Source organism: Enterococcus sp. VV15, assembly GCF_005236045.1.
Classification (GTDB): Bacteria; Bacillota; Bacilli; order Lactobacillales; family Enterococcaceae; genus Enterococcus_B; species Enterococcus_B durans.
Window position 1 is genome coordinate 1 of sequence record NZ_QPTY01000046.1, and the last position, 15583, is coordinate 15583.

Below are 15583 nucleotides of genomic sequence, written 5' to 3' on the forward strand. Positions count from 1 at the left end.
TTGTGGTTAAAAACATTGTACCGTAAAAGGGCTGTTACATGGCCTTTTATCTTTTACACAATTATATGGACTTTATCTTCCTTTCTTCTAAAAGACTTCAAATGAATACTAGTGCAGTTGATATATGTTTATAAACAAAGAATAATACAATAACAAAATTACTTAGTCAATGGTTATAGGGGCAAAAAAAATTGTGTCATCATATTAATAGGGAGGTGCATGAGAAAGAATTATATTAAGTTAGAACAAATCAACATTATTGGTTTACGCTTTTGACAAAAAAAAGATTGAATGTGAAAAAACACACATCCTTTTATCTTGGATATACGATAGGTATGTAAATAAGATCATGCATGAGATAAAAAATCATTATTTACAAATAAAAATTTTAGGAGGAAAACAATGTTTACTAAAAATGAAAAGTTTGAACACAATCAAGAGGAAGAAAGCATTTTGGAAGAAATCTCTGAATCAGAAGACACTAATGGAGGAACTACTTGGGCTTGTGTAGCTGTTTCTACTATTGTTGACGCTAGTATCTCACTTTGTCCAACCACTAAATGTACTTCTCAATGCAGTTAATCAAATTCTGTGGTTCCATAAACAGTGATTTATGCTGTTTGTGGAACATAAAGTTGAGGTAATTGAATGAAAAAAGTATCTTATGTTCCACAACTACAGGAAAGTGAATGTGGTTTGTGTTGTGTAAATATGGTAATGAGGTTTCATGGTGATCAGATACCAATGAGCTATTTGTATGAAAGCCTTGAAGTAGGTAGAGATGGTCATAATTTATCACAATTAAGAGGATTTCTAGAAAAAAATAATTATGAATGCAAAATATATAAATCAAATGTCTCAGATCTAGAAAAGTTTAGTGGTTCTCCTTTAATAGTTTTTATTAACAATTGCCATTTTGTCGTTTTAGAAAAGATAAATTCGAGGAATGTTACTTATGTGGATCCAGATATTGGAAGAGTTAAGGAAGATTTAAGCGAATTCGAAGCAGAGTATAGTGGAAAATTCTTGTTTGCTAATCCAGTCGTAAATAGAAAAAAATTTTCAATAAAAGAGAATAGTTTTAGTGTATATAACGATTTTTTTAGAAAACATATATTCAGATTTGGAGTGCTTTTGATTATAGCTGGAATAAGTTACCTATTATCATTAATTAATCCAGTTTTCTTGAGTCAAATGTCAAAACAGTTTGATAATTTGGATAGCTTTAATAATCCTTTTCTATTATTACCTCTTTTGCTTTTTTTGGTTTTTTATTTCGTAGTTTTTACAATAAAAAATATAAAAACTGTAAACTTTTCTATCAAGATGGATGAACATATATATCGGAAACTTGTGAAAAAATTATTGGGTGTAGACTATTCCTTCTATATGACTAGAAGTACAGGGGATCTAATGTATCGAATTGGACTTATGCGATCAAACAGAGAATTTCTTATTGATAGCATTTTCAGAGGACTATTAGACTTCGGAATGATAATTACAATTATAGGGATCGTATTTATCGTGTCTCCTTTTTTCATTCCGTATATTTTAGGTATTGGTTCTTTGATGTTTCTTGTACTTAATATCATCAGGAAAAAAGTCATTCAATATCAAAAAATTGAAGTCTCAGAGACCATAAAACAGCAATCTCAAGAATATGAATCATTAATGGCAATGTTTTCCATAAAGGCTATGAAAAGTGAAGAAATGATTCGAGATTTATTGTCTGAAAATTACACAAAAACTATCAAAATGTTTTCAAAGAGATTTGTATTTACAGATTTATATAGAACCACAAATACGATTTTTATCAGTTTTGCTCCTTTAGGAATATTTCTTTATCTAATCATAATGAATAATAATCAATTTGATATTACATCAGTCCTATTTATGTACGGATTAATGAATATTTTTTTTACCAGTGTTGGTAGCATATTCAATGCATTCAATATGTATGGTGTGTTTAAAGTGAATATGAATAGAATTAACGATATATTTCAAGCAACTGAATTACCGGTCCCTAAAAATACATTTACTGTAAAAAAAATAGACAGTTTAGAATTCAATAATGTTTCATTTAAATATCCTGGGCAAAAAGAATATACACTGAAAAACATCAGTTTTTCCTTAAAATCAGGCGAAAGATTAGGTATTGCTGGTGCAACAGGGTCAGGCAAATCTACTTTACTAGGATTTCTATTAGGATTATATCAACCAACTGATGGGGATATTCTAATTAATGGTAAAAAAATGTCAGAGGTATCTACTGATAGCTTTCGTGAATTGTTGAGTTTTATACCTCAAGATCCGTTTGTTTTCCATAAATCAATTAAACAAAATATCGATCTAGATGGTAACTCTTCTGATACAGAGATAATTAAAGCAGCGAAAATGGCACAAATACATGAGGATATCAATAGGATGCCAATGAAGTACGAAACGATTGTTTCAGAACTTGGTAGAAATATCTCCGGAGGACAAAAACAGCGAATCATTATTGCAAGGGCATTACTTAATAATCCTGAGATTATAGTAATGGATGAAGCTACTAGTGCGATGGATACTCTTACTGAACGAAAAATTACCAAACTGCTCAAAAATAATGGCAAGACTCAAGTTATTGTAGCGCACCGAATAAGTACGATAAAAAATTGTAATCAGATACTAGTATTAGACAAAGGCAGTCTAGTTGGAAATGGAAATCATGAAAGCTTATTGAACGAAAACGGTTATTATCAATCATTAGTGAATAGTAATTAAGAAGTCATCCACCAGTTACTTTTCAAAATCTTTTCATTGAGAAAAAAACTTAGGAGGAAAAACAATAATTATGAATAAAAGAGATGCTTTCGAAACGTATCAAGAAAAAGGTAACTTAAAGGAAATGTCCCCTATGATGGAAGAAGAAATTATGGATATTGAAACAGGGATTCAAGCAGGTTGTACAACAAATACATTTTCATTGAGTGATTATTTAGGTAATACTGGTGGTTGGTGTACTGCAACAAAAGAGTGTATGCCAAGTTGTAATTAATTTTCAGTAGACAATGAAGACTTTTGAAAAGTAGCTGTTGGATGACTTTTTATAGAAAGGAAGCAATGTTTTGAATAAATTAAATGAAAACGAAGCAATTAATTATTGGCAGAGTGTATTAGGCGTAGCCAATTCAGATATTACAAAAAAACATCTAGAACGATTTTTTAACATTACAATTGCAAAAATGGTTCAGAGTGTTAATGAAGAAAGAAAGTTAATTAGTAAGAGAGAAGAGACATCTAAAGACAAATTTATCAACAATGAGGAATATGACTTCTTCGAAAAAGAGTTTAAATATTTAAACGATAGCTTAGAAAACTTATTAGAAAAGTATAATTTCATCTTGGATAAACTGTCTATGAGAATATCGTTGCTGAAGCAATTTGAAAAAATGACGGATTCAGAGTTTAGTCATTTCATTATAGACGAAGCTAGACTCTTTTATGAAGATGAAAAGAATGGGACCAATGTTATTAGTACTAGTGAAGATCCACTCAGCTACTTTGTTAAGAAAAGATTTCACACCAAGGGTTATCGGCTTGAGTGTGAAACTTATTATCCACATTTCTTTGAACTAATTAACGAAAACATCAATAGATTCCTAAGTTACATTAAGGAAGTATTAGACAACGTAAGCTTTGATTTTAACGAAATCAAAGATGTATATTTTAAAAAATATAATAATATTATATTAGAAGACATATCTTTAGGCGATGGAGACAGACATAAAAAAGGCAAGTCTGTTGCAGCTTTAAAATTTAGTAAAGGAAAAATTTTTTATAAACCTCGAAATGGTGATTTAGATGTAGCATTCTTTCGCTTACTAAGTAAATTATCAAGGTTTAATTTAAATTATGAATTTAGGGATTTAGTTATTCTGAATCGGAGAGACCACTCTTATTTTGAAGAAGTTCCATACGTTCAAACGAAAAATAATGCAGAGTTTAGAGAATACTATGAAAAGCTTGGATGTTTGTTGGGTATTTTATATACACTAAATGGAACGGATTTTCACAACGAGAACATTATTGCTTGCGGGAATAACCCTATGCTAATCGATTTAGAATCGCTATTTCATTCAAATATTTTTATCAATGAGAATATTTACGATAAAGGTTTTTATGACTTATTGAAGCAAAGTGATCCCTCGGTAATAGATATTGGGATTTTACCAAAAAAAATTGTTAAGAATTTTAACAATGAAGATATTTCATTGGAAATTGGTGGTATTGGAGGAGAAGAAGTAAAAGCCTCACCATTTAAATATTCAAAGTTAAATATACAGAATAGTGAAATTATACATTCTAGAGATTTTGGACTGAATCAAGTAAACCAAAACAATCCAGTTTCAAAATTCTCTGATAAAGACTATGAAATCATAAATGAATGCTTGAAGAAAGGATTTATTCTTTTTTATCAAACAGTCCTTCAGAATAGAGAAGAATATTTGTCAACTATTGAAAAACTATTTGGGAATCTTGAAATTCGAGTTATTTTGCGTCCAACATATATCTATTCAAAACTCCTTTCATTAAGTAAAAATATTTACATCATTGGAAGTGAAGCAAATAGGGATGTGCTTTTTAGTAAACTTGCGTATGAGAGATGGGATCAATTAGATTTTGTTAAAAGTGAATATAACCAATTAAAACAAAATGATATTCCATTCTTTGTATCAAATACAAGCAGCTTGGACATATCTGATTATGAAAATAACTATCTAGGTAAGTTGAGTGATTCCACACCGCTGAATAATGCATTAAATAAAATTAAAAAGATGACATCTGATGACCTGACTAATCAAGTATCACTAATTGATCAAGCAATTAATCTTAAGCGATACAAAGATGTTAGCACGGGAATAGAGTTTGCAAAAAAAGAGAAAGATCTAAACCTTCAAAGTATGCTGTCAACAGCAGAAGGCATAGGAGAAATGATTGTAAATAGAGCAGTTGAGTGTTCAGAAGATACTATTACTTGGGTTAGCACAGTTTTGCAAGGGAAAGAAGAAGTTGAATTCGGAATAGGACCGGTTGGGAATGACTTATATCTAGGAAATGCAGGTATTTCTCTTTACTTAACTTATCTCTATAAAAAAACGAACAATAAGGCGTTCTATGTTGCCGTTCAAAAAGCTAATAATTACAATATCGAATTTTTAAAACAAGAAAAATTATATGAACATGGTAATGTTGGATATTACAATGGTTCTAGTGGAATTATTATCTCTTTGGCCGTGAGTAATCTGCACATTCCAATTCCAAACTTCAATGATGTAGTCACAGTTTCATTAGAAAGAATGCGGCGTTTATTTGATGAATGTCAAAGTTTTGATATTTTGACTGGAACAGCAGGATTAATATCATCAATGCTTTGCTTAGAGAAATTGTATCCGGGGAAATATACAAATCAAGTTAAGGAGCTACTCTTGTTATCGTATAATCATCTATTTAGAAATGCAGTTATTGATGGTGATATCGCCTATTGGAAGACTTCAAATACTAAAGCATATACGGGGTATGCTCATGGAAATGCAGGTATTATATCTGCATTAAGTCGTCTTGCAGAAGTGGAAGAGGAGTTGTTTGGATTTAAGTTAGTCGATAGAAATTTTGCAAGCAAAATTCTTACTTATATTGATAATAACTTTGACAAGCAACAAGGTCTGTGGGAAACAATTCCTGGTACTAATAGATACTCGAAAGGTTGGTGCCATGGACCACAAGGTCAACTTATTGCACAAACAAATGTTAAGCTCGGTCTGCCAGAACTCAGCAAAAATGATGAATTCTTCAAAGATATCATTGAGAAAATTAAAAATGTTGGTTTTGGCAACAATTCAACAATTTGCCATGGTGATTTGGGGAGCCTGAAAGCGATTGAATACTATGCTAAGAAAATGAAAGACAAGAAGTTGTTGTTAGATTGTAAAGAAGTATTCGGAAGTATCTACAATGATGTTTTATCCGTTAACTGGAAAGGAAATATAATTTCTAACACAGAGTCACTTGGTCTGATGCTTGGAGTAGCAGGATGGGGCTATGAAATACTACAACATATTGATTACGATGAAATGTTTGATTTTTTTGATGTCTAATTTAAGAGAGCTGGTTCAATGAAAAAGATTAAACTATATAAACAAAGTGTTCCAAACGAATGCGGGATATGCTGTTGTAAAATGGTTTTAAATTTTCATGGTATATATACGGAGTATAAAGATTTACGAAATGCAATAGGTTCAATTAGAGATGGAACTAGTATTTTTCAAATGAAATCCTTGTTTGAGAATGCGGGCTTATCAGCAAAAATATTCAGGGTATCCTCCCCACAAATCTTACAGAAAGTAAAAAGTCTAAAACGTGCATCAATCCTTTTTTGGGATGAAAAGCACTTTGTGGTTTTTGATAGAGTCGATAAAGATAAAATTTTCATTCTTGACCCAATTAAAGGCAAGTTAGTTTTGTCTCATGAAGAATTTCTTGAACATTTTAGTAATATCTATTTATGTACGAAGGACCTGGATAAAGGCGGCAAAAAAAGAAAAGATCCTTCTTAAGAACATGGAAATTGTTTATTGGCATTTTAGTGAAGCAAAAGACCAATATCTTTCTCTATTTTATTATAACAAGCATGGCCTATATATTAACGATTGCTAATGCTGAGTATACAAAAAAAGTAATTAATAGTATTTCTACTGAAGGCGCTACGAGTAAAATAATTTGGCCTTTCGTATACTTAGCAATCTCTTTCGTTATAATTTATTCGATTAAGGAATGGGTGTCTAATAAAATCTCTATTGAAGCTGAGAGAGAAGTAACTTCATCCACTTTATTAAAAGCAATTAATCTCCCATATAACTTTTTTGAAATAAGGACTACAGGCGAATTATTCACAAGTCTGGCTAGTATTAATTTATTAAAAGAGTTTTGGGTAAATAAATGTTTCTTATTAGTTTTTAATTTTGGATTATCAATAATATTGATAGGGTATTTAGCAAGTATTTCAAAAATTATGGCAATGGTTGTCTTATTAATTACTCTTCTAAATCATGGAATAAATTCAATATTAAAAGAGAAATTGTCTATTTTAAGCTCAGAAGAATTTAACTTGCAGTCTACTTCAAATAATATTCAGATAGAAACATTAAGTACAATGTCATTGACTAAAGTCCTTCGACTTGAGGAAGAAATATATAGCAGATGGAGTTGGAACTTTGAAAAGTTAATCGAAGTAAAGCAAAATAAAAAAAATTTATTAAGCATACTGTCTGTTTGTACTTTGTTTTTTAGTACGTATACACCCATACTAATTCTAGTAAGTGGAGTGTATTTTGCCATTAATGAAAGTTTGAACATTGGGGAAATAGTATTAATGCAGACGTACTCTCTAACAATTATGAACATGGTGGGTAGTATCATACAAATCTATCAAGAATATGTAGTGAATAGTAGTTTTATCGATAAAATTAATGATTTAATCGATCAAGAAGAAGAGAATGATGGAATCAAGGAAGTTAACCATTTCGAAAGCTTTAGCCTGAAAAATTTAGACTTTTGTTATAACAATTTAGAAAAAAAGCTTTGAACAATGTATCACTAGAAATTAAATGTGGGCAAAAAATTGCACTTGTTGGGCCTACTGGTAGCGGTAAGTCCACGCTGGGAAAAATTCTGGCGGGGTTATACAGGAATAAAGGTATGCAGGTCTATTACAATGGACTAGCGTTAAATGATATTAATAAGAAAGCAATGGCAAAGCAGATAGGCTATGTTGCTCAAGATATGAGTTTTATAGCTGATTCAATCTACGAAAATATACGATGTTACCGTCAAGAATATGACTTAACTAAAGTGATAAAGGCTGCTGAAGCTGCTTGTATATCTGAAGAAATAAATAACTTTCCTATGAAATATAATACTGTCCTATCTGATGGAGGAGAGAATATTTCTGGGGGGCAGAGACAACGATTACTAATAGCTAGAGCCTTACTATCAGATCCATCACTACTAATTTTTGATGAAGGTACTAGCTATTTAGATAATATTACCGAAAAAAAGGTTATGGATAATATTCTAAAAGCTGATTGCAGCATTGTTATCGTAGCTCATAGATTGGAGACTTTAACTGATTGCGATCAAATAATATATATGGATAATGGTACCATTTTGGAACAAGGTACACATCACGAACTTATGGATAAAGAAGGCAAATATTATGACTTGTATACAAGAAAAAGAAAAAAAAGAATATCTTAATCAGATTGATGTATGTGAAAAATTTGTAAAAGTTCTATTACTAAAAAAATATTGTTTTGATGATAATAAATTACCTTTTGATCATAATGTAAATCGAATTGTATATGAACAATACATCCAATCCCTGTTACCACGTTTTTTCCGAATTTTTCAGGTGGAATACAATAGCTATCTCGAAGTCAATTCCAGTGGAAACTACGAGGAATTTGTTAACTCAATAATCAAAGATAATTATCTTGATGTGTTTTGTGATGAAATGAAATATCTGGATAAACTTATAAAACAAAGAACGAAATACTTTATTTCTTTTATGAAAGAAATTGAGGAAAATAGCACGTCATTTCTGTGTGAAAAAAAAATCAAGATTAAAAATATAATCTTATTTAATGGTGATAGTCATAATTTTGGTAAATTCGTAGTTGAGTTAATTTGTACGGATAGCAATAGCTATATTTACAAACCCAGATCCGGAGATATCGATTTAAAATTTCAAAAATTTATCAGACAATTTATTCCAAATTATTACTACTACGTGTATTCAGGAGAGAATTATTCTATCCATGAAAAAATTTTGGCTAAACAGTCGGTTAAAAGCATTAAACAAGTAGAAGATTTTTATTATAACATTGGGGTTTTCGCGGGTCTTTTCTACTGTCTTTCGACGACTGACATGCATTTTGAGAACGTAATTGTGAACGAAGAAGTACCGTTCTTAATAGATATTGAGAGTTTGGCCAATGGGTTATTGTCTACTGAAAATGCGATATCGAGTATTCCATATTCTTCATTGAATAGCATGCTATTTCCTTTCCATTGTACTGAAAAATTTCTTAACTTGTCTATCACCAATGGAAAGGGGGGAGAGGTAAATGATTTCTATTTTGAAGGTAAAAAGTTAGAGATAACTAGTGATGGGACAATAGACTTTGTCTCACAAAAAATTAGTTTTAGCGATCAAAAGAACCGAATCTTTCTTAATAATATGCTCGTTGAGCCATATGATTACTATCAATACATTGAAGAAGATTATAAGCATTTTATATCTTATGTTGACAATAACAAGGGCAGTTTTGTGTCAACAATTACTAGTATTCTGGGAGAAGAGAAAGTCAGAGTGATTGTTAAGCCTACGTATATATATGGTAAATTTCTGTCAATTCTAGATTACCCATATTACTTAATGGATCAAAATCATTATGAACTAATTTTAGAGAAGAATCTTAGTAAAAAAAATCAGGAAATTAAAATTGTCGAAAAAGAAGAGCTTTTGGAAGGTGATATTCCCTTTTTTTTCACAACTTTGAAATCTACAAACATCTTTTCAAATAAAGGCAAAGTAGTAAAAGACTATTTCAAATTATCAATTTATAGTAATTTGTTGAACAGGATTGAGACAACTTTAAATAAAAAAGATATTTACAAGGAGCTGGAGAATATTAGAACAGCCCTGTTAATATCTGCTATAAAAGATCGGCATGAGTTTTATGAACCACCATATTTCACTTCTATTGTAGAGACAACGAATCTAAAAGAATGGTATAAAAATTTTATGAATAGTTTTACTTATGGTGAGGATAGTAGCGTAACAAGATACTTACCTGTATCAAATGGAAAAGATAATTTCTTACACATACCTTTGACTGCCTCTCTATATAATTACGCACCGAACTTACTTTATTATGTATATTCTGATGAGAACTATGATAGTGAAGCAATAAAAAACATCCTTAAAACAATGATCAAATTTAAGACTCATGAGTTCAACGATTCAGGAGGTATTCATGGATTGGCTGGCTTTTTATATCTATTGATGCAATTGCATGAGATTACAAAGGATTCCTGGTATTACGATGAGATTATAAAACAAATCGAGGATATCTCAGTATCTAAGTACGATGATTTAAATAATTTTGATTTCTTATCTGGAAAATCGGGTCTCATATTAGCTTTTAGTAATGTGTTGTTAAAATATCGTGGTACAACTGAAAAAGTTAAAAACTTAACCGCACTCACTCAATCAATTGTACAAGATACTATTGATTATGTTGAGAATAATAATTACTTTTCTCTTGGGGCTGGTCTAGGACACGGATTAAGTGGAATCATATTAGCGTTGAGCAGGTTTAGTAAGGTTGAGAATGTCGATAGAAAACTAATAAGTCAGTTAGTAGATTATGAAGATAGTTATTTTTCTAAAGAATATGGAAATTATTTAGATACTCGGAATAACAGTTATGATTCGTATTTTTTTTGTTACGGTTTACCGGGAATAATTCTTTCAAGAATTGAAGCAGAATCAATTGGTGCCGTTGAAAGAAATTACGTACAAAATCTCGTGAATATTTTGATAAATAAAGTTCTTGATGAAGGGTTAGCTGTAGATAACACTTTGTGCCATGGATGGTTTGGTATACAAGATATTTTACTAATTGCGTCAGAAAATGGATACCTAACAAAAGCACGATATCAAGAAATAAAAAAAGGATATAAAGTAATTTTCCAAGAAAACGAACATAACTATTTTAATGGATGTTCTCATATCTTTCTTGGAAATGGAGGTAGACAATATTTGAAATTGCGAGAAGAAATTAGCATACCTTCTCTATTAAATTTAAGCTATCTTTGAAAGGAAAATGACTATGAAAATACAAAATTTGAAAAGAAGTTATGGGATGACAAGAGTACTAAATGGGATTAATTTGGAAATTCCTAGGGGAACTATAGTCGGACTAATTGGAAAAAACGGCGCAGGTAAAAGCACATTGATGAAAATAATCTCAAAAACAATTAAACAAGATTCTGGTGAAATTACAGGGAATGAAAATGTGGGTTACTTAATTGAGAGCCCAAAGTTATATGACAATAAGACTGGATTGCAAAATATTAGTTATTTCTCTGCCATTTCCAAAAAAGGGAATAATATAGAATCGGTAATAGATTTTTTAAATAGGATAGGCATGTCAGAGGCTATAAACAAAAGGGTAAAAAAGTACTCATTAGGTATGAAACAAAAGTTAGGTCTCGGAATAGCTTTATTAAATGAGCCTGATTACCTTGTTTTAGATGAACCAACTAACGGCATGGATATTGAAACTTCTGAGCTAGTACTAAACGAATTTCAAAAGTTAGTAAAAGAGAAAAACATAGGAGTTTTAATTTCAAGTCATAAACTTGATGATGTTCAATCAATATGTCGTGAAGTAGCCTTCATTGAGAATGGTATTATTAAAGATCAGGAAAATATTAAAAACATTGTTCGCCCCATCTACAATATTCGATTTGCGTCTGTTCAACAATCAATCAGTTTTATTGACAAACAAAAGCTTGGTAAAGTCCAAAGTAGAATTGCTGAAGAAGTGATTATTGAATCTGAGAAATCATTGGGTGAGTTCATTAGTTTCTTTAAGAGTATCAAAGTTGAAGTTGAGGATATTTCTGTATCTTCAAAAAATTTACGTGATAGATATTTAAATCTAGCTAATCAAGGAGAAAAATATGATTATTAGTATAAAAAATTATGTGGGATTAAACCTCAAGGAACTAGTAAAAAATGGGTTGTTTTTATTAGGGATTCTAGCGGCGATTGGACCAGCATTTGCGATTTATTATTGCATTAAGGAATTAGGTGGAGCAGAATCGTTTAACATCAAACATGTTTCCAACTTTTATGTAATGCTTGGATTCCTATTTGCTGTTATTCAACCGTTGTATCTTATCGGAAGGGATTTTACTAGCAAAACTATTACTTTGGTTAATAATAGTCAAGAAAATCGAAAGAACTATTTTATTTCCAATTTAATTATTGGTTCGCTAATAGGGATAATTTTTTCAGGAATTGGCGTAGGATTTTTGTTATTTGCAAAAAAACATGGTGTTACTGGCAATTTGGATGTAGAATTTCTGATTAGTTTTATTTTAAATTTTATTATGGTAGTACTACTTTACTATCTTATTGGTTATTTTATGTTCACTTTGAATATCGGGGCGCCAGTAATATATGTAGCTCTCTCTATCTTATTATTGTTCTTACCAAATATCTTAACCAACATTATTGCTATGAATCCAGATTCACTATTTTCAAAAATTGTTGAAATACTGCCATTTTATTCACTTCCGATGGTTGCTGCATCTAAAGTTTTAACTATTACACAGGAAGTTGTTGCTTTTCTAGTTACAATTTTAATGATAGGCATGGTCTACATTAGTAATGGACGCTATGAGGCGTAACTATTATGATTAAAATAGTCGCATACATCTCTTCCAGAAATCGCAAATCTAACACATTTAAATATGCAAATCAAATAATTCAAAAACTAGAACATTACGATAATGTTCAAGCAACAGTATATACTCCGAATAATCTACAAATTAAACCTTATCAAGGGTGCCAAAGCTGCTTTAGTAAAGGCTTCTGTTGGCAAAAAGATGATTTAGATAAATTACTAAAAAAAATTTCTGAGGCTGATATTTTTATTATTGGTTCACCAGTTTATCTTCACTCGATGAATAGTGATTGTAAAGCTCTATTTGATCGAATGGCGTACCAGAGTCACTTTTTAAGCCTACAAGGAAAGCGAACAGTAGTCATCTCTACTTGTAGTTCTAATGGTCATAATACGGTTATTAATGAGATATCGAAAATAATTCAAATTTTAGGTGGAAGTGTTATAACCAAAAGTAATGCTGCTTGGGCAATACCAAATCAATTGAATAATTTAGAATGGTTAGAAAATAAAACGGATGATATTGCAAAGGATATTTTTGAGAGTTTGAATGGTTCATTTAAAATTTCACAATTTACGCAGAATATTTTCGAAACATATCGAAATAAGATGAAACATTTTATTTCTTTAGATTTAAGCAATCATGAAGTCGAGTTTTGGAAAAATACCGGGATGATAAATTATGATAGTTTTCAAGAGTACTGTAATTCCAAAAGTTCTATGATTAATAGGATAGAGAACTCGTGATAATTCTACATTAAATATGTTAAACAGTATCTTTTAATGGCACGAATAAAAAAGGAGATTCTAGTAGAGGTCAGCATTATACTATTTTAAGTTGCGAATAAAACATAAAAAAGAGTACCCCTAATAAAGAAATACATGTAATTAAAAGATGTATTTCAATTATTTAAAAAGCTGATGATAAGCGAAAAACACTTAAAATCAGCTTTAAACCCTATTCTCGAAATCCGGCGAGCCGCAGTAATGTGGTGCACGGGTTCAAGTCCCGTACCTTCCTTATATATCAACTAGAGACTAGCTTGATATATAAGGAATCTATGGTATCAATGATCCATAATAGTATTGGCAAATTAATAGTGATTGTTAAAAGTCAGACAATAGGTAACAAATTAGATATCTGAATTATATTGAATGTTATTTATATATATTTTTAATATAAAGAAGGTACATATGTGCATAAGAAAAAAATAAATAACTGATATTTTTGATAATATATGTTCATTAGGGAGATATACATAGAAGGGAATAACAATTGTGATAAATAATGGAACTTTTTAAAACTAAAAGGAGAGTGTAAAGATAATAAATATATATATATTGAAAATCTAGGAAAAACTAATGAAAGATAAAGGGAAATAAACATTAAAGAAATAATTTGAAAAGATGGGGGAATAAAAATGAAACTTTTACGAGTTATGGCTATAGGAGCGACTGTTGGAGGAGTAGCGTTAGCAATGACAACACAGGAAGCAGGAGCACAAGAATGGACACCTCGTACAGTTGAACAAATCAAAAAAGATATAAATGAAAATGGTTATGAATATGATATTGTTTGGGGAGATACTTTAAGCATAATTAGTGAAGCAACAAATATTTCCATCCAAAAATTATCAGATATAAACAAAATTTCAGATATTGATTGGATATACGCAGGAAGCAAATTAATTATTAGTGATGATGTAGTAACTATTCAAAATCGTGAGGGAGAAATAGTTGCACAATCAACAATCCAAAATCAAGACAAAGTAAATCCTTCTCAACCAGTCGGACAACCAGTGATTTCAGAAGGAACAACAATCAATAATAGAACGAATACAGTAGAAGATAATGCACAAGCTAGTGATCAAAAAACAGTAACCTCAGGAAACATGACGTCAAGTATACTAGAAAATAATGGTAGTTCAACTCAAACACCAACACAATCTGATAATAATAGTAATAAAGAAAATACTGATGGGGGACAAACCACACCATCAAATCCAGATAGTAACGAAGGGAATCAAGGCGATTCAGCAAATGGAAATACTGGTGAAGGACAAACAACACCATCAAATCCAGGTGATAATGAAGGAAATCAAGATAGTTCAACTGATGGCAACAATGGGTCAACAAATCCAAGCACACCACAAGTACCAACAATTGTAGATGGTTATATTGGAAATAGTGGTATGTTATTTGATACTGCATTTGAGGCGAATGTATGGGCTGATGGGCAATTAGCAGATGATTCGATATTGGGTGCAGCTGGAAATGGCTGGCAAGGATTTGATCTAATCGCTGTTTTTTATAGTGATGGTTCAAAAAAATTCTCTATTAATTTTTATTGAAAACTTAATTAACAGATTTACTTTGTTTGTTATCAAACAATATTAGTAAAGAAAAATTTTAGAATTACTAGAACAGAAAAAAGACAAATATCTTTTTTCTGTTCTTTTTTATTATTGACTTTAGTTAGTTTCTAATCGTGAACGAGATAGCTTTAGCAATAAAAGTTTAGAGTAAGTATTGGTTAGATATCAAGTAAATTATGTGAGATTAAAGATGTTGAAGCCATTGAAGCTCATACAATGCTTGACCATATTCATATGTTAATAAGAATACCGCCAAAGATTAGTATCTACAATTTTATGGGCTACTCAAAAGGACGAAGTGCAACCTTGATACATGAAAAACATCCGAATTTGAAATATAAGTACAGTAATAAAAGTTTTTGGTCCAAAGTATACTAGGTGAATACAGTTGGATGAAATCAAAATAGACTCAATAGTTAAAGAGAGATAGAGCAGAAAGCAGTTGGTGGTCATTAAAAAGCCCTTTTATGAATTGAACTCCAAAAGTTGAACTATTTAATGGGCTGTGTTCGATTTACGTAAAATTATTATTGCGAATTTAACTATAATTAAATGGTATATAACTTAGTAGTAATTATCAGTTATATTTTTTTAGTTAAGGAAAAGAAAATGCGATAAAGTCCATATAATTGTGTAAAAGATAAAAGGCCATGTAACAGCCCTTTTACGGTACAATGTTTTTAACCACAA

General features: G+C 30.6%; 12 protein-coding genes and 1 pseudogene. All 13 read left to right on the plus strand.

Annotation, left to right across the window (positions count from 1 at the left end):
- Nucleotides 1-402: 402 nt before the first annotated feature.
- Nucleotides 403-582: a class II lanthipeptide, LchA2/BrtA2 family gene (locus DVW83_RS13020; protein WP_104661394.1), complete on the plus strand. Its 180-nt coding sequence runs from the start codon at nt 403-405 to the stop codon at nt 580-582.
- A 66-nt stretch (nt 583-648) separates the two neighbouring features.
- The gene (locus DVW83_RS13025; protein WP_137239462.1) at nt 649-2763 is read left to right on the plus strand and encodes a peptidase domain-containing ABC transporter; all 2115 of its coding nucleotides are present in this window, start codon (nt 649-651) and stop codon (nt 2761-2763) included.
- A gap of 70 nt (nt 2764-2833) precedes the next feature.
- Nucleotides 2834-3037, plus strand: coding sequence for a lichenicidin alpha family lanthipeptide (locus tag DVW83_RS13030; protein ID WP_131500964.1), 204 nt, complete (start codon nt 2834-2836; stop codon nt 3035-3037).
- 70 nt (nt 3038-3107) lie between these two features.
- Nucleotides 3108-6137: a type 2 lanthipeptide synthetase LanM gene (lanM, locus tag DVW83_RS13035; protein WP_137239464.1), complete on the plus strand. Its 3030-nt coding sequence runs from the start codon at nt 3108-3110 to the stop codon at nt 6135-6137.
- Nucleotides 6138-6155: 18 nt separating this feature from the next.
- Entirely contained in the window at nt 6156-6596 is a 441-nt protein-coding gene (locus DVW83_RS13040; protein ID WP_123863100.1) for a cysteine peptidase family C39 domain-containing protein, read from the plus strand.
- A gap of 11 nt (nt 6597-6607) precedes the next feature.
- Nucleotides 6608-7624 (plus strand): ABC transporter transmembrane domain-containing protein, encoded by a 1017-nt coding sequence (locus DVW83_RS13045; RefSeq protein ID WP_104661390.1) that lies wholly within the window; start codon nt 6608-6610, stop codon nt 7622-7624.
- Nucleotides 7621-8295 carry an ATP-binding cassette domain-containing protein gene (locus DVW83_RS13050; protein ID WP_104661389.1) on the plus strand — a complete coding sequence of 225 codons (675 nt, stop codon included), beginning with the start codon at nt 7621-7623 and terminating at the stop codon, nt 8293-8295. Before DVW83_RS13045 ends, DVW83_RS13050 begins: the two co-directional genes overlap by 4 nt.
- On the plus strand, nt 8255-10921 hold the full coding sequence (lanM, locus tag DVW83_RS13055) for a type 2 lanthipeptide synthetase LanM (protein ID WP_161569459.1): 2667 nt from the start codon (nt 8255-8257) through the stop codon (nt 10919-10921). Before DVW83_RS13050 ends, lanM (DVW83_RS13055) begins: the two co-directional genes overlap by 41 nt.
- A gap of 13 nt (nt 10922-10934) precedes the next feature.
- Complete coding sequence (locus DVW83_RS13060) at nt 10935-11801, plus strand: ABC transporter ATP-binding protein (RefSeq protein WP_161569460.1); 867 nt, start codon at nt 10935-10937, stop codon at nt 11799-11801.
- The gene (locus tag DVW83_RS13065) at nt 11791-12522 is read left to right on the plus strand and encodes an ABC transporter permease (RefSeq protein WP_104661386.1); all 732 of its coding nucleotides are present in this window, start codon (nt 11791-11793) and stop codon (nt 12520-12522) included. Before DVW83_RS13060 ends, DVW83_RS13065 begins: the two co-directional genes overlap by 11 nt.
- A 5-nt stretch (nt 12523-12527) precedes the next feature.
- The gene (locus tag DVW83_RS13070) at nt 12528-13265 is read left to right on the plus strand and encodes a flavodoxin family protein (RefSeq protein ID WP_104661385.1); all 738 of its coding nucleotides are present in this window, start codon (nt 12528-12530) and stop codon (nt 13263-13265) included.
- 674 nt (nt 13266-13939) lie between these two features.
- Complete coding sequence (locus DVW83_RS13075; protein WP_104660092.1) at nt 13940-14869, plus strand: LysM peptidoglycan-binding domain-containing protein; 930 nt, start codon at nt 13940-13942, stop codon at nt 14867-14869.
- 186 nt (nt 14870-15055) lie between these two features.
- Nucleotides 15056-15268 (plus strand): annotated as a pseudogene (gene tnpA / locus DVW83_RS13080) (IS200/IS605 family transposase); the annotation flags it as partial.
- Nucleotides 15269-15583: the final 315 nt, after the last annotated feature.

What these genes read in the sequence shown, in the direction of transcription:
- DVW83_RS13075 (WP_104660092.1), top strand. Translation starts at nt 13,940, where the DNA reads ATGAAACTTTTACGAGTTATGGCTATAGGAGCGACTGTTGGAGGAGTA.
- DVW83_RS13070 (WP_104661385.1), top strand. Translation starts at nt 12,528, where the DNA reads ATGATTAAAATAGTCGCATACATCTCTTCCAGAAATCGCAAATCTAAC.
- DVW83_RS13060 (WP_161569460.1), top strand. Translation starts at nt 10,935, where the DNA reads ATGAAAATACAAAATTTGAAAAGAAGTTATGGGATGACAAGAGTACTA.
- DVW83_RS13025 (WP_137239462.1), top strand. Translation starts at nt 649, where the DNA reads ATGAAAAAAGTATCTTATGTTCCACAACTACAGGAAAGTGAATGTGGT.
- lanM (WP_161569459.1), top strand. Translation starts at nt 8,255, where the DNA reads ATGACTTGTATACAAGAAAAAGAAAAAAAAGAATATCTTAATCAGATT.
- DVW83_RS13065 (WP_104661386.1), top strand. Translation starts at nt 11,791, where the DNA reads ATGATTATTAGTATAAAAAATTATGTGGGATTAAACCTCAAGGAACTA.
- DVW83_RS13030 (WP_131500964.1), top strand. Translation starts at nt 2,834, where the DNA reads ATGAATAAAAGAGATGCTTTCGAAACGTATCAAGAAAAAGGTAACTTA.
- DVW83_RS13020 (WP_104661394.1), top strand. Translation starts at nt 403, where the DNA reads ATGTTTACTAAAAATGAAAAGTTTGAACACAATCAAGAGGAAGAAAGC.
- DVW83_RS13040 (WP_123863100.1), top strand. Translation starts at nt 6,156, where the DNA reads ATGAAAAAGATTAAACTATATAAACAAAGTGTTCCAAACGAATGCGGG.